18 protein-coding genes and 2 pseudogenes are annotated in these 18,513 nt (G+C 70.5%); 5 read left to right on the forward strand and 15 right to left on the reverse strand.

Going from position 1 to position 18,513, the window contains the following annotated elements:
• Window positions 1-72: 72 nt before the first annotated feature.
• Window positions 73-237, reverse strand: a complete 165-nt coding sequence (locus tag ACZ7DL_RS22875) for a hypothetical protein (RefSeq protein ID WP_470776454.1) — start codon at window positions 235-237, stop codon at window positions 73-75.
• Window positions 238-584: 347 nt separating this feature from the next.
• On the opposite strand from ACZ7DL_RS22875, the gene ACZ7DL_RS22880 reads away from it, so the two are divergent.
• Window positions 585-800 (forward strand): heavy-metal-associated domain-containing protein, encoded by a 216-nt coding sequence (locus ACZ7DL_RS22880; protein ID WP_470776455.1) that lies wholly within the window; start codon window positions 585-587, stop codon window positions 798-800.
• Between the two features lie 66 nt (window positions 801-866).
• Here ACZ7DL_RS22880 and ACZ7DL_RS22885 read toward each other — a convergent pair whose 3' ends face one another.
• The 11 genes and pseudogenes from ACZ7DL_RS22885 to ACZ7DL_RS22935 form a co-directional block, all read right to left on the reverse strand.
• Entirely contained in the window at window positions 867-1,685 is an 819-nt protein-coding gene (locus ACZ7DL_RS22885; protein ID WP_470776457.1) for an ABC transporter ATP-binding protein, read from the reverse strand.
• Window positions 1,682-2,755: a FecCD family ABC transporter permease gene (locus tag ACZ7DL_RS22890; protein ID WP_470776459.1), complete on the reverse strand. Its 1,074-nt coding sequence runs from the start codon at window positions 2,753-2,755 to the stop codon at window positions 1,682-1,684. The genes ACZ7DL_RS22885 and ACZ7DL_RS22890 overlap by 4 nt, the downstream gene beginning before the upstream one ends.
• A gap of 2 nt (window positions 2,756-2,757) precedes the next feature.
• A complete protein-coding gene (locus ACZ7DL_RS22895; protein ID WP_470776461.1) occupies window positions 2,758-3,837 on the reverse strand; it encodes an ABC transporter substrate-binding protein in 1,080 nt (359 codons plus the stop codon).
• A gap of 183 nt (window positions 3,838-4,020) precedes the next feature.
• The gene (locus ACZ7DL_RS22900; RefSeq protein ID WP_470776463.1) at window positions 4,021-4,635 is read right to left on the reverse strand and encodes a sigma-70 family RNA polymerase sigma factor; all 615 of its coding nucleotides are present in this window, start codon (window positions 4,633-4,635) and stop codon (window positions 4,021-4,023) included.
• A 179-nt stretch (window positions 4,636-4,814) separates the two neighbouring features.
• Window positions 4,815-5,483 carry a hypothetical protein gene (locus ACZ7DL_RS22905; protein ID WP_470776465.1) on the reverse strand — a complete coding sequence of 223 codons (669 nt, stop codon included), beginning with the start codon at window positions 5,481-5,483 and terminating at the stop codon, window positions 4,815-4,817.
• Between the two features lie 166 nt (window positions 5,484-5,649).
• A complete protein-coding gene (locus ACZ7DL_RS22910) occupies window positions 5,650-6,171 on the reverse strand; it encodes a copper chaperone PCu(A)C (RefSeq protein WP_470776467.1) in 522 nt (173 codons plus the stop codon).
• Window positions 6,168-8,441: a heavy metal translocating P-type ATPase gene (locus ACZ7DL_RS22915; RefSeq protein WP_470776468.1), complete on the reverse strand. Its 2,274-nt coding sequence runs from the start codon at window positions 8,439-8,441 to the stop codon at window positions 6,168-6,170. Before ACZ7DL_RS22915 ends, ACZ7DL_RS22910 begins: the two co-directional genes overlap by 4 nt.
• Window positions 8,441-8,680, reverse strand: a complete 240-nt coding sequence (locus tag ACZ7DL_RS22920; protein WP_470776470.1) for a hypothetical protein — start codon at window positions 8,678-8,680, stop codon at window positions 8,441-8,443. The genes ACZ7DL_RS22915 and ACZ7DL_RS22920 overlap by 1 nt, the downstream gene beginning before the upstream one ends.
• A gap of 190 nt (window positions 8,681-8,870) precedes the next feature.
• A pseudogene (locus ACZ7DL_RS22925) lies at window positions 8,871-9,122 on the reverse strand (hypothetical protein); the annotation flags it as partial.
• 267 nt (window positions 9,123-9,389) lie between these two features.
• The gene (locus ACZ7DL_RS22930) at window positions 9,390-9,758 is read right to left on the reverse strand and encodes a VOC family protein (RefSeq protein ID WP_470776472.1); all 369 of its coding nucleotides are present in this window, start codon (window positions 9,756-9,758) and stop codon (window positions 9,390-9,392) included.
• Between the two features lie 485 nt (window positions 9,759-10,243).
• Window positions 10,244-10,732, reverse strand: a complete 489-nt coding sequence (locus tag ACZ7DL_RS22935) for a GNAT family N-acetyltransferase (protein WP_470776474.1) — start codon at window positions 10,730-10,732, stop codon at window positions 10,244-10,246.
• A gap of 268 nt (window positions 10,733-11,000) precedes the next feature.
• On the opposite strand from ACZ7DL_RS22935, the pseudogene ACZ7DL_RS22940 reads away from it, so the two are divergent.
• Window positions 11,001-11,213: pseudogene (locus tag ACZ7DL_RS22940) on the forward strand (DNA cytosine methyltransferase); the annotation flags it as partial.
• A gap of 314 nt (window positions 11,214-11,527) precedes the next feature.
• Here ACZ7DL_RS22940 and ACZ7DL_RS22945 read toward each other — a convergent pair.
• Window positions 11,528-11,698 (reverse strand): hydrophobic protein, encoded by a 171-nt coding sequence (locus ACZ7DL_RS22945; RefSeq protein WP_470776476.1) that lies wholly within the window; start codon window positions 11,696-11,698, stop codon window positions 11,528-11,530.
• Window positions 11,699-11,835: 137 nt separating this feature from the next.
• Here ACZ7DL_RS22945 and ACZ7DL_RS22950 point away from each other — a divergent pair, with 137 nt between their 5' ends.
• A complete protein-coding gene (locus ACZ7DL_RS22950) occupies window positions 11,836-12,009 on the forward strand; it encodes a CsbD family protein (RefSeq protein ID WP_470776478.1) in 174 nt (57 codons plus the stop codon).
• Window positions 12,010-12,262: 253 nt separating this feature from the next.
• The gene (locus ACZ7DL_RS22955) at window positions 12,263-13,174 is read left to right on the forward strand and encodes a YihY/virulence factor BrkB family protein (RefSeq protein ID WP_470776480.1); all 912 of its coding nucleotides are present in this window, start codon (window positions 12,263-12,265) and stop codon (window positions 13,172-13,174) included.
• A 425-nt stretch (window positions 13,175-13,599) separates the two neighbouring features.
• Here the strand turns inward: ACZ7DL_RS22955 and ACZ7DL_RS22960 are convergent, their stop codons facing one another.
• Window positions 13,600-14,442 (reverse strand): RNA polymerase sigma factor SigF, encoded by an 843-nt coding sequence (locus ACZ7DL_RS22960; protein WP_470776482.1) that lies wholly within the window; start codon window positions 14,440-14,442, stop codon window positions 13,600-13,602.
• Between the two features lie 942 nt (window positions 14,443-15,384).
• A complete protein-coding gene (locus ACZ7DL_RS22965) occupies window positions 15,385-17,070 on the reverse strand; it encodes a ribonuclease J (protein WP_470776484.1) in 1,686 nt (561 codons plus the stop codon).
• A 421-nt stretch (window positions 17,071-17,491) separates the two neighbouring features.
• On the opposite strand from ACZ7DL_RS22965, the gene ACZ7DL_RS22970 reads away from it, so the two are divergent.
• Window positions 17,492-18,448: a GlxA family transcriptional regulator gene (locus ACZ7DL_RS22970; protein ID WP_470776486.1), complete on the forward strand. Its 957-nt coding sequence runs from the start codon at window positions 17,492-17,494 to the stop codon at window positions 18,446-18,448.
• Window positions 18,449-18,513: the final 65 nt, after the last annotated feature.

Here is an 18,513-nt window from a genome sequence, read left to right on the forward strand (position 1 = left end):
GGAAGGGATCGCATACGAGTTCCCGGGCACGTCCAAAAATCATGGCGGGCAGGCTGAAACTGCCCGCGCCGATCAGTCGCGGCGGCCGCCGCGTGCCGGCATGCTCGACACGGCCGACTCCACCGGCAGGTACAGCAGCGCGCAAAGAATCAGCCCGGCGGCACAGCCCACAGCCGCGCCGAACGCTCCGTCGACGACGGATCCCAGCCGGCCGTACCCGGCTACGAGAACGGACACGGTGGCCGAGAGCAACGGCCAGGCTCCCCCGTCGAACCGCGCCCAGCCGGTCCGGATCGTCCTGGGCTCAGGATCCCAAGGCCATACCGCGTGGGAACCGCCGTGCACGTGGTGCCGGAGCCGCGCCATCCGACTGCCCTCCCCCCCCCACCGTGCTGAACACGCCCGCTGCCCGGTGCGTGCCGCGGAGGGTTCCTTCCCTCCCACCGGACATCGAATCGGCATGCCTACGGCGGAACTCCACGCTCCGCTCAGCCGACTACTGAGGCGACGGCGTCGACCTGGACATCCGTGTTCGGGCACCCGTACGCCACGCCGAAGTCTCATCCGCATCCAGGAGTTGCGCCATGGAGCAGAAGCAGTACAACGTCACGGGAATGAGCTGCGAGCACTGCGCGGCGAGCATCAGGGAAGAGGTCTGCGAGGTACCCGGGGTGAGCGAGGTCGCGGTCGACCTCGCCGCCAAAGCCGTCACCGTGCACGGCACGGACCTTGACGACGAGCGGCTGCGCGCGGCGATCGTCGAGGCCGGGTACGGCATCGCCGACTCCATCGCCGCCTGAGCCCGGCAGACGGCCGAGCGGGCAGGACGCGACCGTCGTCCTGCCCGAGCCCGTTCATCAGCCCGTTCATCCCCGGGTGGGCGTCTCCAGCGGTACAGCCGCCGGTGCCTCGTCCACCGGCTCCCGGTGGTCGAAGGCGATGAGCGGGTCACCGGTCAGGGGATGGTCGACCAACGCCGCTCGCACCCCGAACACCTCCGCCATCAGCGCAGGCGTGAGGACTTCCCGCGGCGGGCCGGAGGCGACGACCGCTCCATCATGCAGGACGTGGAGACGGTCACATACGGAGGCCGCGGCATTCAGGTCATGCAGCGACACCAGGGTCGTACGGCGCTGGGCGCGCAGGAGCGCGAGCAGGTCGACCTGGTGGCGGATATCGAGGTGGTTGGTCGGCTCGTCCAGCACCAGGACGTCCGGGTCCTGGGCGAACGCCCTTGCCAACAGAACACGTTGGCGCTCACCACCGGACAGGGCCGTGAAGCGGCGCCCGGCCTGCTCCGCCATGCCGACGTCGGCCAGGGCGCGGGCGACGATATCCCGGTCGGTGGCGTCCTCCCCGGCGAAGGCACGCTTGTAGGGCGTACGGCCCATGGCGACGACCTCGCGCACGGCCAGCTCGAAGTCGCTCCCCCGCTCCTGCGGCAGGGCCGCCACGTGCCGCGCCGACTGGAGCGGGGTCATCTCCCGCAGGTCGGTGCCGGCGAGCAGGACCCGCCCGGCTGCGGGCTTCAGGTGCCGGTAGACGGTGCGCAGGAGCGTGGACTTGCCGCTGCCGTTCGGGCCGACCAGACCGGTGATCTCGCCCTCGGCCGCGATCAGCTGAGCACCCGCGACGACCCTACGGCCCGCGTAGGCGACGGACAGGTCCTCGATGTCGATCCTCAACTGCCGCTCCCCAAACGTCGGTCCAGCAGATACAGCAGGGCCGGAGCCCCGAGCAGCGAGGTGACCACGCCCACCGGCAGCTCCTGCGTGTCCATCGCCGTACGGCACACGATGTCGACCACCACCAGGAGCAGAGCCCCGAACAATGCGGAGATCGGCAGGAGGCGTCGGTGGTCGCCGCCGACGACCAGGCGGCAGGCGTGCGGCACCATCAGCGCGACGAAGGCAATCGCGCCGGAGACGGCGACCAGCACACCTGTCAGCACGCTGGTCACGGTGAACAGCTCGCGGCGCAGCCGGGTGACTTCGATGCCCAGTCCCGCGGCCGTCTCGTCTCCCATCAGCAGAGCGTTCAGGCCCCGGGCACGCGCCTGGAGCCACAGCAGCGCGACGGGAACGGCGACGGCGGGTACCGCGAGCAGATCCCAGGTCGCTCCGCCGAGGCTGCCCATGAGCCAGAACAGGACGCTGTGCGTCTGCTGCTCGTCCCCGGCCCGCAGCACCAGGTAGCTGGTGAACCCGGAGAGGAACTGGCCGATCGCGACCCCGGCCAGGACCAGGCGCAGCGGCGCGAATCCCCCGCCGCGCCGGGCCACCGTCCACACCAGGACGAACGTCGCCAGCGCACCGGCAAAAGCAGCGCCGGACAACCCCAGTCCCAGTGCCCCGCCGGCGCCGAGGCCGAGGACGATCGCGGCGACCGCGCCGAGGGAGGCGCCGTTGGAGATGCCCAGCAGATATGGGTCGGCCAGCGGGTTGCGCACCAGCGCCTGGACGGCCGTACCGACGAGACCGAGGCCGGCGCCGACGAGGGCGGCGAGCAAGGCGCGAGGGACTCGGAGTTGCCAGACGATGAGGTCGTCCGTGCCGGGGCGCGGAGCCTCGCCGGACAGCCGTCGCCACATCACGCTCCACACCTCGCCGGGCGCGATGGACGTCGAGCCCCAGGCCACGGCCGCCGTCAGCGCGGCCAGCAGCGCCACGGTCAGAACCGCCGCGAGCGGGCCAGCGGGCAGGCTGCCGCGCTCGTGCGCAGCCACGGCCTTCCGGCGCACCAGTGTGAAGGCCACGATCAGGCGACCTTGCCGGGGTAGAGGGTCTTGGCGATGGCCTCGACCGTGTCGGCGTTCTCGACTCCCGCGATGGTGGTCTGCTCGGAGCCGATGCGCACGAAGTGGCCCTCCTTGACCGCCTTCAGTCCCTTGGTGGCGGGGTTCGACTTCAGCCACTGCTCGGCCTCGTCGAACGCCTTCTTGTTCGCCACCTCGCTGCCCCGGTTGCGCACCCCTAGCTGGATCCAGTCAGGGTTCTTGGCGATGACGTCCTCCCAGCCGACCTGCTTGTAGTCGCCGTCGCAGTCGGCGAAGACGTTGCGGGCTCCGGCCAGGGTGATCACGGCGTTGGCGACCTGGCGGTTGCAGGTGACGGAGGGCTGCTTGGTACCGGCGTCGTAGTCGAAGAAGAAGTACGTCGGCCGGCTGCTCTCCGCCGTACCGCCGACGACTTTCTGGACCGCGCCCACCTTCTCCTTCATCCCGGCGACGAGTTTCTGTGCTTGAGCGCTCGTGCCGGTGACCGCGCCGAGGGAGGTGATGTCGGCCTCGACAGCTGACAGATCGGTCACCGGGGTCTTGCTCTGGGCGGTGCAGGCGGTGGACTTCAGGTAGATGTGCTTGATCCCAGCCGCCTGGAACTCCTCCGCCGTCGGCGCGTCACCCATCCCTCCGCCGCCCATGCTCCCCATGGAGGCGAAGGTGTCGATGTAGAGGTCGGCGCCGGAACCGAGCAGCTTCTCCTTCGGGATCACGGACTGGCTGAGCACCTTGACCTTCTGCGCCTGTGCGTCGAGCGCGCCGGGCAGCGTGCCCTTGCCGGGCGGGAAACCCGTGCCGATCACCTGGTCGCCGACGCCGAGGCGCAGCAGCAGCTCCAGGCTGGAGGCGTTGCTGGTGACGATTCTCTTCGGGGCGCTGGAGAAGGTGGTCCTGGCGCCTGTGCAGTCGGTGACGGACACCGGGTAGCCGCCGGAAGCCGCCTTCCCGGCCTGCCCCGCGTTCCCGTCCGCCGTGTCCTTTCCCCCGCCGCCGCAGCCCGCCACCAGCAGGCCGCCCAGTACGACGGCCGCGGTACCGCCCCACACACGTGAACGCATCGAACAACTCCCGGATCCACTCGGTACACGGGCGAGCCTTCGCCACCCGCTCCAGTAGTCGGAGCGAAGGTGCCCTGAGTTCCCTGCCAGTTGGCGATCCGGCTCAGGTGAACCGCTCCCGGTACTCCGCCAGCGAGGGTGCCGGTGCCGTTCTTCCAGCCGGCACCGGCACCCTCCCGGCAGTCAGGCCGCCAGCGCGGCAGGCTGGTCCTCCTCGTCCAGCAAGCCCATCAGCGTTGCGCGGGCGCGGGCCACGCGGGAGCGGACCGTGCCGATCGGGCAGTCGCTCATCTCGGCGGCCTCCGCATACGGCAGGCCGAGCAGCTGCGTGAGGATGAACGCCTGCCGACGGTCGTCGGGCAGTGAGGCCAGCAGATCGAGCAGGGCGATGCCGTCGTCGAAGCCGGGCAGGTCGCATGGCTGGGCCAGCTCGACGGCCACCTGCCAGTCCGGTACGTCGGCCAGGCGTGGCCGGGTGGCGGCGTGCCGATAGCTGTCGATCACCGCCCGGCGGGCGATGGACAGCAGCCAGGCCCGGGCCGAGGAACGCCCTTCGAAGCGGTGCAGGCTGCCGAGCGCCCGCAGGAACGTGTCCTGCGCCAGATCGTCCACAGCTTGCGGATCGCCGCACAGATGGGCGACATAGCGCTGGACGTCCCGGTGCAGGGCGCGCACGAACTGCTCGACCGCGTGCGCGTCACCGCCTCGGGCGGCAAGCGCCCATGCGGTGATCGATTCGTCGAGCGCCGCCGGGATGTCGCTCCGAGTGCGCGAGGTGGGCAGGGCAGAGGTAATCACGTGGTGTCCTTCTCGGGTCAACCGTGATCCGGACCTGGGCGCGCGACAGCGCGCGGTCCGGTGAAAGTGGGAAAGACGGCCCTACGGCGCCGCTGTGGCGCTACAGCGCCTGTGCGGGCGTACGGCCGTGGCCCGGGGCGCACACGGGGAGCCGGGCGGCCTCGGGAAAGCAGCTGCCTTCAGACGACAGCCGTTCCCACGGGCGGACCCCGAGAAGTGATCGCGTGGACGAGGAGGAGGAGCCGCGGCGCCCGGTCCGAGCGGCGGCGCCGCAGGTGGGCGCGCGGGCGGTCGGGGGTGGCGGGCAGGGCGAGCAGCAGCCGCAGTGGCGCCGCAAGCCATCCGGCCGCTGCCCGCAGGATCCGGAAGACGGCCTTTTCGCCGCACGCCAGCCACAGGCCGCACAGCACCGCGGCGAGCAGGTGGGCGGAGAGCATGCCGAACGACGACGAACCACCGTTCATGGAGTGCCCCATGTGATCCATGGGGCTCATGCCCGTGTGGTGCATAGGCATGACGCCCATGTCCATGGAGCTGTCCATGGAGCCCATGCCGCTCATGCCCATGGAGGCGGAGCCGTCGGACGTGCCGGACGTCGACTGGGCGTAGGCGAACGCCTCGTGCAGCGCCGCTTGGGCGGCGACCACGACCGTCACGATCAACGGCAGCCCGCGCTCACGCCCCGCCAGACACCAGCCCACGAACCCGGTCACGGCACCGCCGGCCGCCAGCGCCCACGTCGGCACGTCGCTGCCCGACATCAGGACGTGGCCCAGGGCAGCAAGCAGCACGCACATGGCCGCGAACACCGCGGCCCGTATCGCGCGAGCACACCACCCTGCTGTCATGGCGCCTCATCCTCGCATCCGGGGTTCGCTCGTCATGCGTGGGTACGGGCATCCACGGGGGACCGCACTCAATCCGCAGGATGTGATCCAGACCACGACAACCTGCTGGAACTCGACGACACTCTGCCCCGACGTCTAGGAGAGGTCTTCTCCGCTCTCGGGGGGATCATGGACCGCTGTCGCTCGGCCGGAGCACGACCGCGATCGTCTCGACCGGTGCGCTGCGCGCGAAGTGCAGCGTGAACGGCACGAGGTCACCTGCCCGCCAGCCGGCCCCCGCCCGCAGCGTCACGTCCACCCCGCGCGGCGACATGGACAGCACGCCGCCCGCAGGGACGGCGGCCGCGGTTACGTCCGCCTTGTAGGCGGCCCGGCCGCCCAGCATGCGGTGCCCGCTGAGGGTGATCCGGCCGTGCGTGGCGGTGGACGTCACGTTCACCAGGCGGTCGTCCGCGCCACCGACGTTGGCGATGTCGAAGAGCGCCGCGGTGTCCGTGCTGTCCCCGTACGGCAGGAGGACCCGCCCGTTCGAGACGGTGATCCGGGCCGGGCTGCCCGCCTTCCCGGCCCCGGTCCAGGTGGTCAGCCCGCCGAGGGCGAGGCTGCACGCGGCCACGGGCGCGAGCGCGGCGAGGAGGGTGTCGGTCAGTCGGCGGCGAGTGGGCCGCCAGAGGTTCCGCTCGGTCATCGGGTGTACCTCCGGGCGGGAGCGGGCGAAGGCTGCCAGGCGCGCAGCCGCAGGCTGTTGCCCACGACCAGGAGGGAACTCACCGACATCGCCGCCGCGGCGAGCATCGGATTGAGCAGGCCGACCATGGCGAGAGGCACGGTCACGAGGTTGTAGCCGAAGGCCCAGGCGAGGTTTGCCCGGATCGTGGCCAGCGTGCGCCGGGCGAGCCGGACCGCGTCCGCCAACGCCTCGATGTCCCCGCGTACCAACGTCACGTCGGCGGCCCCGATGGCCACGTCCGTGCCGCTGCCCATGGCGATGCCTAGGTCGGCGCCGGCCAGGGCTGCGGCGTCGTTCACTCCGTCGCCGATGACCGCGACGCGGTAGCCCTGCTCCTGCAGGCCCCGTACGAGGTCGGCCTTGGCCTCGGGAGTGCAGCGGGCGTGCACCTCGTCGACGCCCAGGGCTGCGGCCACGGCCTGCGCGGCTGCCTCACGGTCACCGGTGGCGAGCACCGCAGGCACGCCGAGGCGCCGCAGCCGGTCGACGGCACGGTAGCTTCCGGGCCGTACCACGTCCCCGACCTCGATCAGTGCCTCGGCCACACCGTCCACCCGCACCAGAACAGGGGTATGGGCGGCAGCCTCCGCTCCCAACAGCGCGTCCTCCAGGATGGTGGGCAACTCACCGTCCGGGGAGAGGACTTCCACGAGTCGGCCCTCGACCAGGCCGCGTACGCCCCGCCCCGGCACGGCGGCGAACTCGCTCACGTCCGGCAGCGGCCTCTCGGGGAGTTCCCGCCGGGCGTAGGAGGCGATCGCGCGACCCAGGGGATGCTCCGAGCCGTGCTCGACGGCCCCGGCCAGTCGCAGCAGCGCCTCCTTGCCCGGTCCGTCGGGTACGACCGTGACGCGGGCGACGGTCATGTGGCCGGAGGTGAGTGTGCCGGTCTTGTCCAGGACGACCGTGTCGATGTGCTGGAGCCCCTCCAGTGCCTGGGGTCCGCTGACGAGGACGCCCAGTTGGGCGCCGCGGCCGGTCGCGGCCATCAGCGCGGTCGGCGTGGCCAGGCCGAGCGCGCAGGGGCAGGCCACGACGAGGACGGCCACGCACGCGGTGACGGCGGCCTGCGGGTCGGCGCCGGCGCCGAGCCAGAAGCCGAGACAGGTGACGGCCAGTGTCAGCACGACGGGGACGAACACGCCTGCCACCGTGTCGGCCAGCCGCTGCGCCCGCGCCTTGCCGGCCTGGGCCTCGGTCACCAGCCGGGTGATCCGGGCGAGCTGTGTGTCGGCGCCGACGGCCGTGGCCTTCACCAGCAGCAACCCGCCGGCGTTGACGGCGCCGCCGACCACCGCCGAACCTGGCCCGACCTCGACGGGTTCGCTCTCGCCGGTGACCAGGGACAGATCGACGGCTGAACTGCCTTCCACGACCTGGCCGTCGGTGGCCACGCGCTCCCCCGGCCGCACCACGAAAACCTGCCCCACCCTCAACCGCCCGACCGGGACAAGCTGTTCGCCGTTGTCGTCACGGATCGTCACTTTTTTGGTGGAGAGTTGGGCCAGCGACCTGAGTGCCGCCCCGGTCCCACGCCGGGCCCGCGCCTCCAGGAACCGCCCCGCCAACACGAACAGAGGTACGCCGACGGCCGCTTCCAGATAGAGGTGCGCCGCACCATCCGAAGCCGAGGGCACCAGGGTGAACGGCATCCGCATGCCGGGCTCTCCCGCACCGCCGAGGAAGAGCGCGTACGCAGACCAGGAGAAGGACGCCACCACTCCTAGCGACACCAGGGTGTCCATGGTCGCCGCCGCATGCCGAAGCCCACGCGCCGCACGCACGTGGAAGGGCAACGCGCCCCACACGGCGACCGGCGCGGCCAGCGCGAAGCACAGCCACTGCCAGTTACGGAACTGTAGCGCGGGCACCATCGACAGCACGAGCACGGGCGCCGCGAGCAGCGCGGTGATCAGCAGCCGGCCCCGCTCCTGGCGAGCTTCCTCGGGCTCGCCCGCGTCCCTGCCCTCGCGCGTCTCGGGCTGTTCGGGCGTTTCGGGAAGGGCAGCCGTGTAGCCGGCCTTCTCGACGGCGGCGACGAGTTCCCCGGGGTTGATCCCGGGCGGGTGGTTCACACGCGCCCGTCCAGTGGCCAGATTGACGGTCGCCGTGACCCCGTCCAGCGTGCCGAGCTTCTTCTCGACGCGCCTCACACAGGCCGCGCAGGTCATGCCGCCGACGGTCAGGTCGGTCGTCACCAGGTCCACGGCCACTGATTCCCCGCCCATCAGTGGCCACCCCCGTGCATGTCTCCCATGTCGTCCGTGGTGCCGCCGGGATCGCCGTCACCCCGGCTCGTGTCGGTGCTGTGCATGCCGGGCGCGACAGGCCCTGCGGCGGCACCGACGGCATACGACACTGCGAACATCAGCGCCAGCAGGAGAAGGAATCCGCACAGGGCGGGCGGAGGCACGGGCTTCCGCAACACCGCACCCGCGCCGGAGGAGATTTGCCTGGACTCGTCCATCAACCGCGTCTCCAGATCACGTCGTACGGCGTCGGTCGGATCGCGCCGTACTGCATCAGGAGTCGGGGCCGCCGGGGGACGAGTTCCGGAGCAGCGTTGTGGTACGCGTCACGTAGGGGACAACTGTGCGCGAGGGCCACGGCTACGGAACGCTGCCCTGCCGACGGCTACCGTCGGCAGGGCAGGTGCGCTACTCCGCCTGGGACCCGGCGGAACGGCCGCGCACGACAGCAAAGCCCGCCGCTGCCAAACCCAGCACGCCGACGACCAGCCCGGCGATGCCCAGACCGCGGGCGGTCGAGTCGCTGGCCGATGCGGTCGGCTTGGCACTCTCGGAGCCCTTCGAACTCGCCGTCGAAGCGGTCGAGGTGCCACCGCCGTCCTCCGCGCCCTTGGCGGTGAGCTTGAGCACGGGGGCCGGGTTCTCCGGCTCCTGGCCACCAGGCGGCAAGCCCCGGCACGAACGCGACCGCCCACCGCAGCAGCGACCACAGTGCCGCCTCGCCGCACCGCAGCCACCAGGTCAGCAGCAGGGCCGCCCCGGCATGCGCGGCGGTGGCGTGCGGCGTCAGCGCATGAGGCTGGACCATCCGCATGCCGTGCATGACCATCGCGGCGTGATGGGGCTCGCAGGCGTCGAAGACAAGGTGCAATCCGATTGATCTCTACCGCAGGTAGACCACGATCAGCACATGCCCCCAAAACAGCGTCACCGGGCCGGGATCGGCTGAGTGAGGTTCACCGGGTTGCCGTCGGGGTCCTGGATGTGGGCGACGCGCTGTCCCCACGGCATGTCGTTGGGGGCGCCGCGGACCGAGCCGCCCAGCGCCTCCACCCGGCCGAGCGTCTCGTCGACGTCCTCAACACCGATGCTGAGCAGGATCCGCGGTACCGCCCCGGTCCCCGGGTTCGCCTTGGCCACCAGCCCCAGGTCGGTGTCGCCGATGCGCAAGCCGAGGTACAAGGCCGGGCCTTCCGCCGGTACCCGGAAGATCTCCTCGGCGCGGAACAATTTCGTATAGAAGCCGAGCAGGACGTCCTGGTCGGCAGTGATGATCACTGGCTGGATGGTGGACATGGCACTCCTGTCGAGAACGGTCGTGTCGCTGGGTGGACCGTTCGAGGACGGTGAACTCATCGGCAAAACCGCCCTGCCAGACGATCTACACCCCAGACTGCCGCCCGCGACCTGTACGAGCAGCCCGAAGCGGGGGCACACCACCCGTGCTGACCAGCCACTTCAAGAGGGCGCAGCCTCACTGTTCAACACGGTGGAGCGCGCCGTGGCGGTTCAGGCGGCGTTGGACAGACTCGTTCGCAGAAGCGGGCCGGAGGTGGTGCTTTTGCATTCTCGTTTTCGGCCACCTGAACGGGAGAGGCTGAGGGACGAGCTCAACGCTCTGGGAATGCCGGAGGCGAGGGAGTCGCCGGGAGAGGCCGCTGGCGCAGACGCCCCCGCCAAGGCAGAGTCGACGGCACACACGGAGCGCGCGGCGTCCAGCGGCTCCTGCATGCCGGCCACCATGCAGGCGGAGCCGGTGCCCTGCGGACCGGCGCACCGCGTCATTCCGAAGGAATGCGAAACTCGAATTCGGGACGGTCCCACGGCACGGCGGGCGGGTTCGCGAGCGCGGTCCCGGTCCGCACCGCACCGACGCGGTGGTAGAAGTCCTCGGCGGGAGGATGCGACACGACCTTGAGACGGTCGAGCCCGGCGGCACGGGCCTCGGACTGCATGTGCGCCACGAGCAGCCGTCCGATACCCCGTCCTTGCGCTTCGTCGGCGACGAACAGCAGGTCGAGCTCCGGTGGAGCGAGGACGAGCGAGTAGAACCCGATGACCCGGCCTCCATGCTCGTCGGCGCCGACGGCTAGGAAGGTGCGGTGGGCTTCGATGTAATCAGGACCGACCCGGTAGCCCGCGACTGCGGCTGCGTACTTACCCTCGTAGGCGCCTGAGCCACGCACGAGCCGCGTGAGCCGTTTGGCGTCCCGCGCGACGGCCCGCCGTATCGTGATCGGCCGGCTGGTCGGGGAAGTGCGTGAACTCATCGGGAGAGTATTTCGCACCGGGGAGTGCCTTCGTGCGGCGGGTCGGCTGCTCGGGCAGGCGTTCCTGCACCGCTCCCGGGAACCGCTCGCCCAGGCCCCGATCGGCCACCGCACTGCCGCCGAATCGGCCGCCCGCCGGCAGCGACCGGATGCCCGAACCGATGCGGAGCAGCTGGAGAACGGCGTGGTTCGACGGCTGCTCTCCCTGGGCCTGCCGGGGCGAAGCCGAGCTGGTACAGGAAAATTCAGAGCCGGCCTCGTGAGGCGGATCATCCTCGACCTGTTCGTCGGCCCCGGCGGCTGGAGCCACGCCCTCACCGTCCCCGGGGCCCGGGACATCGGCTTGGAGTGGGACAACTGGGCCTGCAAAACCCGGGTTCGAGTCGTTCAGTTGAGGATCCAGACCGATGTCGCCCGCTATACCGTCTGGATCTTCTCCGGTCGGTTTCCCGGGCTGACCGCCTCTCCGCCGTGCCAGGCGTGCGCGTGACCGGCAGCGGCCGAGACGCGTTCCCCATCCCGGCGCACGCCGAGGTGTCCGCCGGCATTCGTGCCCTGCCGGCCCCTGATCCAGCCGAGACCACCGATCACGCCGCCGTGTTCGCACTGCGTGCCCGGTCCGCCCCTGGCCCGGCCGAGCACACCGAACGCAGCGCCTGGCTCGGCAAGGTGCTCCGGATGGTTCCCAAGGGGCTCCGCCGTATCACCCGCTGTCACACTGCCCCCATGTAGTAGTCCACGGGGCCCGGCCGACATGTCGGCCGGGCCCCGTGATGAGGGGTGACGCGGGTCAGATCACCATCGGTACCAGCGGCCTCGGCCACCACCGGCTGTGGTGGAACGCATGACGAAGCCGAGAAGCCACAGCACCAGGACGGCGACAGCAACCCACCAGAGGACCTTGACGGCGAAGCCCGCGCCGAAGAGGACCAGTGCAAGAAGCAGAACTAGCAGCAGGGGAACCATGTTTATCAACCTCCCGCACGCTCGCCTATCCCACATATCCTCTTTCATTCGTCCACGACGCTTTGTTTGTGAAGGGAACGCCGGGGCACAAGCGGGTTACCGCGACAGCGGACAGACCTATCAGGAGGTGCTTTTCCATGACTGCCGGCGAGAAGGCCAAGGCGAAGACCGAGCAGGCCAAGGGCAAGGCAAAGGAAGCCCTGGGAAGCGCTACCGGAAACGACCGGATGGCTGCTGAGGGACAGGCGGAAAAGAGCGCGGGGGATGCCCGTGAGGCCAAGGAAAAGGCCAAGGACGCGTTCAAGCACTGATCACCCCTCCCCGCCGAGAATCTTGAAATGGGGCCTGCCCTGCGTAATCGCGGGAGGGCCCCTTTTCGTTGGCATCATCGTGTTGCTCCCCGGGCCGTCGCCCAGGTCGACACCGAGTCCGCGCCCCCACGTTCCCGGCGAGCACGGGAGCGTGCCGACGGCCGTGTCCATCGCACGGTGGCTGAGAGAGGCGAGGGACAGAAGCCCTGGCCCGCTGTGACCGTCCGCCGGCCGGACCGGCGGCTCGGAACGCGTGCCGGTCACACGCACATTGACCGAAGGTGAGAGCATCCGCGTCATGGATGACGGAAACGGTCACCGGGCTCGATGGTGGGCGGCGCTGCGCCGGACGCCGGTGGCCGTCTGGAACGATGACGTCACGGACTGGGCAGCCGCGCTGACCTATTACGCGGTCCTGGCCCTGTTTCCCTTGCTGCTGGTGATCGTCTCGATCCTGGGGCTGACCATGCCCACGGCCCAGCCGGAGCTCATCGACCGCATGTCGCGGGCCGCCCCGGTCGCGTCCCGCGCGCTGCTGCGCAGCACCCTGCGGCAGATGGCCGGACAGTCGTCAGCGGCATGGACGCTGATCTTCTTCGGAGGGGCGGGAGCCCTGTGGTCGGGATGCAGCTATCTGAGCGTCTTCCGCCGGGCGTTGCACGCCATGCATCAAGTCAGCGCGCACCGGCCTGTCTGGCGCACCGCTCCGCGCATCATCGCCACGGCGCTCGTCCTGATCTTCCTGCTTCTCACGTCGACCCTCGCGTTGTTTCTCACCGGGAGCCTGGCCCGGCGTCTGGGCCGGGCGCTGCAGCTGGGTACCGGGCTGCAGGACGCCTGGGACACACTGCGGTGGCCGGTCGTGGCCGTGGTCGCCGTCACTCTGGTGCTCGTCCTGTACCGTTCGGGCCCGGCGTCCTCCCGCCCTGTCGGGAAGATGGCGCCCGGCGGCACACTGGCGGTAGCGCTCCTGTTGGCCGCCTCACTCGGCTTCGCCCTCTACACCGCCCATGTCGGCACCTATCACCGCCTGTACGGTTCACTGGCAGGCGTCGTGGTCTTCCTGGTGTGGCTGTGGCTGTCCAACCTGGCTCTGCTGGTCGGCGCTCAGTTCAACGCAGAGCTGATGAAGCCTGTGCGAGGGGAACCCGTGCAAGGAGAATGAGACGGCACTCACGCGCCGGGGCTGCCTGTCGCGCGGCGCGGTGAGCTGGGCTTCCGCAGCGCGGGAGGCGGAGGCGGCAGATCAGGTCCTGGCGGCGCTTCCCCGGCCCGGGCTGCCGCTGACCGACGCGGTGCCCTCGCCCTCCGTGACCCCTCGGGCGTGAGGGGGCGGATCTCCGTCTGCCGGCGCTGTCCGCCAAGGAGAGCGTGTCACGGCCGACGACGATGCCCGGTCGGTGGCGCTGATCTTCCAGCTGACGGAACGGGACACGCTCATCGGCGTACAGCCACGGCACCGGCGCCCTCGCCCGCCGTTGCGGGGCCCCGCCCGACCGGCAGGACCCCGCGACGTGAGGCACGACGCCCGGCCTCTGCGCCGCTCCGCGAGGAACATCGGGCGACGTCCGGCTGCCGGGCCGACGGCCGTCAGGCGGTGCTGAGCATGCCTTCGCGCAGGCGGCCCAGGAGACGGGAGATCAGCCGGGAGACGTGCATCTGGGAGACGCCGAGCCGTTCGCCGATCTGGGCCTGGGTGAGTTCCTCCACGAACCGCCAGTGAATGATCTTGCGGTCACGTTCGTCGAGTTCGGCGATCATCGGGGCCAGGGCGTGGAAGTCCTCGACCAGGCCGAGCGCGGCGTCCTCGTCGCCGATGAAGTCCGCCAGCGCGGCCTCACCGTCCTCGCTGCCACTGATCGCCGCGTCCAGCGAGGCGGACTTGTAGCCGTTGGAGGCGAGCTGGGCCTCCACGACCTCGTCCTTCGGAAGGCACATCAGCTCGGACAGCTCCTCGGTCGTCGGCGTCCGGCCCAGCCGGCTGCGCAGTTCCTCGTTGGCGCGGGCGAGCTGGACGCGGGCTTCCTGGAGGCGGCGCGGTACGTGCACGGCCCAGGAGGTGTCGCGGAAGAAGCGCTTGATCTCCCCCACGATGTAGGGGACGGCGAAGGAGGTGAACTCGACCTCGCGGGTCAGCTCGAACCGGTCGATCGCCTTGATCAGGCCGATCATGCCGACCTGGACGATGTCCTCCATCTCCTCGGGGCCGCGGCTGCGGAACCGGCCGGCCGCGTAGCGGACGAGGGACATGTTCATCTCGATCAGCGTGTTACGGGCGTACTGGTACTCGGGCGTCCCCTCCTCCAGCACCGCGAGCTGGTCGAAGAACACCTTCGACAACTCCCGCGCGTCCTTCGGTGCGACCCTGGAAGGGTCCGCGACCTCCGGAACGTCCACCGTCTGCCCGGTGATCTGCACGGTCGTCGTCATCATGCGTCCCTCCCCTTCGATCGCTTCGTCGTCGCCGGTCCATCGTCCGGCGAGCATTCGCCTACCCCGGTCACCGTCCGGCATTCCTCCAACTGCTGTCAGTCCCCGGTCGCCCCCCAGTGGGCCGGGAGTGGGGAAGGCGCGTCGCACGGCGTTCTCCCGGCCGGGTCGGTCACACGGATGCCGGTGATGCCGATCGCTTCGGCTGCGACAACGACGTCGGGGCGGGCGAGCACGGTGCCGAACTCGGGCAGACCCGACTGCTCCCGGACGCCGCCGCAGGTCACCGGTCGTTCCCCTCGCCGCACCTATCGCCAGTAACCTCCACATGTCGGCGGTCCGGAGACAAGCCGACCGAGTGACGGCAGGCGGTAAAGCCCCAGGGCAACCAAGCTGGGCGTGCTCCAGGATCGCCGCGCACTCGACGCGCGAAGTCGAGCGCCTGCGGTGGTGCCGCGTTCCATGCCGGGCGCTCGGTCGGCGGGAGACAGCGGGCGCAGGCGGTAGCCGGCGTCCGGGCCCAGCCCACACAGCCGTACGTTGCCGGCGAGGGCGGCGAGCGAGGTGGCCGTGGCCGTGAGGACGAAGACGGCTTACGTCCGGGCCGGGGAGATGACGTCATCTGCCCACAGGCCGGGGCGGGGTGGTCGACGCGTACGACGCGGCCGGTGTGCAGCAGTGCGCGCGGTTGTTCGTACAGGCCGACCCAGCGGGCCGGTGAAGAGGCTGGACATCAGGAACTCGTCGCCGGGTTTCACCTCGCACACATCGGCGTCCGACCCCGGACGCCGCGACGCCACGACGCCACGACGCCACGAGCTGATGTCCCCCTCCCTCCGGCGGGGTCCGGCGCCAGTCGATCTCTTCGAGACGCGGGCTCATCCATGCGCCTTTCGATGCCACGGATGTCGGCCGGTGAGATCGGTTCTGCTGCCGGGCCGTGGCTCAGGCGTCGATGATGACCGGGATGATGAGGGGCTTGCGGCGGTGGGTGCGGAACGCCCAGTTCGCCACGGCGCGGGCGATGAGCTGTTCGAGCTGGTGCGCGTCCCCGACGCCTTCCTCGGCCGCGGTGGCCAGGGTCTTCTCGATGACGGGGATGACCGACTCGAAGGTGGTGTCGTCGTGGACGAAGCCGCGGGCCAGGAAGTCGGGGGCCTCGGCGAGGGCGCCGGTGTCCGCGTCGACGATCGCCACCACCGTGACCACGCCTTCGGCGGCGAGGGTGAGGCGGTCCTTGAGGGAGGCTTCGGTGGCGCCGCCGACTTCCATGCCGTCCACGTAGACGTTGCCTGCGGGGACCTTGCCGGTGATGGACGCACGCCCGTCGACGAGGTCGACGACGACGCCGTCCTCGGCGATGACGACCCGGTCGGGATCGACGCCGGTACGGATGGCGAGGTCGCCGTTGGCCCGCAGGTGACGCCATTCGCCGTGCACGGGCATGACGTTGCGCGGTTTGACGATGTTGTAGCAGTAGACGAGTTCGCCGGCGCTGGCGTGCCCGGAGACGTGCACCTTGGCGTTGCCCTTGTGGACCACGTGGGCACCCCACCGGGTGAGTCCGTTGATCACCCGGTAGATGGCGTTCTCGTTGCCGGGGATGAGGGAGCTGGCGAGCAGGACGGTGTCGCCCTTGCCGATGCGGATCATGTGGTCGCGGTTGGCCATCCGTGACAGCGCGGCCATGGGTTCGCCCTGGGAGCCGGTGCACACCAGAGTGATCTGGTGCTCCGGGAGCTTCTCGAGCTCCTTCGTGCTCACGACCAGACCGGATGGCACCTTCAGGTAGCCCAGGTCACGGGCGATGCCCATGTTGCGGACCATCGACCGGCCGACGAAGGCGACCTTGCGGCCGTGCTGGTGGGCGGCGTCCAGGACCTGCTGGATGCGGTGCACGTGGCTGGCGAAGCTGGAGACGATGACCCGGCGCGGCGCGGTGCGCATCACCTGCTCGATCGCCGGGTTCAGCTCACGCTCGGAAGTGGTGAAGCCGGGTACTTCGGCGTTGGTGGAGTCGGTGAGGAACAGGTCGACGCCCTCCTCGCCGAGGCGGGCGAAGGCGCGCAGATCGGTGATGCGGTCGTCGAGAGGGAACTGGTCCATCTTGAAGTCGCCCGTGTGCAGCACCATCCCGGCGCCGGTGCGGATCGCGACCGCGAGGCTGTCCGGGATGGAGTGGTTGACCGCCACGAACTCGCAGTCGAAGGGCCCGAAGCCGCGCCGGTCGCCCTCCCGCACCCGCACCGTGCGCGGCCGGATGCCGTGTTCCTTGAGCTTGGCCTCCAGGAACGCCAGCGTCAGCTTGGAACCGACGACGGGGATGTCGCGCCGCTCGCGCAGCAGGTACGGCACGCCGCCGATGTGGTCCTCGTGGCCGTGGGTGAGGACCACGGCCACGATGTCGTCCAGGCGGTCCCGGATCGAGGTGAAGTCCGGCAGGATCACGTCCACGCCGGGCTGGGTCTCCTCGGGGAACAGCACGCCGCAGTCGACGATGAGCAGCTTGCCGGCGTACTCGAAGACGGTCATGTTGCGGCCGATCTCACCCAGGCCGCCCAGGGCGACGACCCGCAGCCCTCCCTCGGGCAGGGGCGGGGCGGCTTTAAGTTCGGGGTGCGGATGACTCATACCTTGACGTTACCCGGAGAGTGGGGCGGGGTGATCCATTGCCTGTGTGATCTCTTCTGCCGACAGGGTCGGGGCACCACAAAGGGTGCCCGGGATGGATCGGATGACGCCGGCGGCCGGACAGGGACTGGTGAAGGCGGTACCCCCTTCCGTGGGTGAGCCGTACGCCCGGGTGTGCCGGCGGAGATCTCGTGCCCCTTGTCGTGGTGGCCGGTCTCCGCGGCCTCCTGGTGCGCCTCGGCGCGGGTCCACTCAGGTACAGGCGGTATCGAGGCAGCCCGCGGGCGGCGCTGTGAAGCCGCTGTCCCGCAGGTACGCGTCAGGCGGTGGGCTGCGACGTGGAAGACGGCCCGGCCGGTGTGTCGTCTGCCCGGTCCGCGCAGTGGGCGTATCGAAGTCACGCCTCACGTAACCTCTTCCTGTGCCTGCACCCCGCCTGCATCGCGTCGCCGTCCTTGTGCTCGAGGGTGCGAAGCCGCTCGATGTCGGAATTCCCGCGCAGGTTTTCACGACCCGCGCGAGCATGCCGTACGAGGTGCGGGTGTGCGGAGCGACACCCGGTCTCGTGACCGGCGGTGACGGCCTCGCGTACTACGTCGCCCACGGCCTCGACGCGCTTGCGTGGGCCGACATCGTCTTCGTCCCCGGCTACCGGTTCCCGGACCGCGACGACCCGCCGCAGGCCGTCGTCGAGGCACTGATCGCCGCCCACGACCGGGGCGCGCGGCTCGCCGCCATCTCGACGGGCGCCTTCGCGCTCGCCGCCACGGGCCTGCTCGACGGCAGGCGCGCCACGACGCACTGGCACTACACGCGGGCCCTCGTGGCCAGGCATCCGCTCGTCCAGGTCGACGAGAAGGTGCTGTTCGTCGACGAGGGCAGCGTGCTCACCTCGGCCGGCGCCGCCTCCGGCATCGACCTCTGCCTGCACATCCTGCGCGGCGACCTCGGGGTGGCAACGTCCAACCACGCGGCCCGGCGTCTGGTCGCGGCCCCCTACCGCAGCGGGGGGCAGGCCCAGTACGTGCCGCGCAGCGTCCCCGAGCCGCTCGGCGAGCGCTTCGGCGCCACCCGCGAGTGGGCCCTGCACCGGCTCGGCGAACCCCTCACCCTCGACATACTGGCGCGGCAGGCGGGGGTCTCGCCGCGCACGTTCTCCCGGCGCTTCGTCGAGGAGACCGGCTACACACCGATGCAGTGGGTGATGCGCGCCCGCATCGACCTGGCCCGCGAACTGCTGGAGCGCTCGCAGCGCAGTGTCGAACAGATCGCCGCCGACGTCGGGCTCGGCACCGGCGCGAACCTGCGCCTGCACTTCCAGCACATCCTCGGCACCACACCGAGCGAGTACCGGCGCACCTTCACCCGGGGCGAGTGACCCCCGGCGCCGCGTGGCGAGATCCTTTTGAACCGTGGCGATCCCGCCACTGTCAGCGGCGCCGG

Source organism: Streptomyces sp. NPDC036984 (genome assembly GCF_055607665.1).

Coding starts and splice junctions, on each gene's coding strand:
- ACZ7DL_RS22915 (WP_470776468.1), bottom strand. CDS start 8,441: ATGGGCGGGGAATCAGTGGCCGTGGACCTGGTGACGACCGACCTGACC.
- ACZ7DL_RS22905 (WP_470776465.1), bottom strand. CDS start 5,483: ATGACAGCAGGGTGGTGTGCTCGCGCGATACGGGCCGCGGTGTTCGCG.
- ACZ7DL_RS22930 (WP_470776472.1), bottom strand. CDS start 9,758: ATGTCCACCATCCAGCCAGTGATCATCACTGCCGACCAGGACGTCCTG.
- ACZ7DL_RS22960 (WP_470776482.1), bottom strand. CDS start 14,442: ATGATGACGACGACCGTGCAGATCACCGGGCAGACGGTGGACGTTCCG.
- ACZ7DL_RS22895 (WP_470776461.1), bottom strand. CDS start 3,837: ATGCGTTCACGTGTGTGGGGCGGTACCGCGGCCGTCGTACTGGGCGGC.
- ACZ7DL_RS22935 (WP_470776474.1), bottom strand. CDS start 10,732: ATGAGTTCACGCACTTCCCCGACCAGCCGGCCGATCACGATACGGCGG.
- ACZ7DL_RS22910 (WP_470776467.1), bottom strand. CDS start 6,171: ATGACCGAGCGGAACCTCTGGCGGCCCACTCGCCGCCGACTGACCGAC.
- ACZ7DL_RS22920 (WP_470776470.1), bottom strand. CDS start 8,680: ATGGACGAGTCCAGGCAAATCTCCTCCGGCGCGGGTGCGGTGTTGCGG.
- ACZ7DL_RS22950 (WP_470776478.1), top strand. CDS start 11,836: ATGACTGCCGGCGAGAAGGCCAAGGCGAAGACCGAGCAGGCCAAGGGC.
- ACZ7DL_RS22945 (WP_470776476.1), bottom strand. CDS start 11,698: ATGGTTCCCCTGCTGCTAGTTCTGCTTCTTGCACTGGTCCTCTTCGGC.
- ACZ7DL_RS22880 (WP_470776455.1), top strand. CDS start 585: ATGGAGCAGAAGCAGTACAACGTCACGGGAATGAGCTGCGAGCACTGC.
- ACZ7DL_RS22965 (WP_470776484.1), bottom strand. CDS start 17,070: ATGAGTCATCCGCACCCCGAACTTAAAGCCGCCCCGCCCCTGCCCGAG.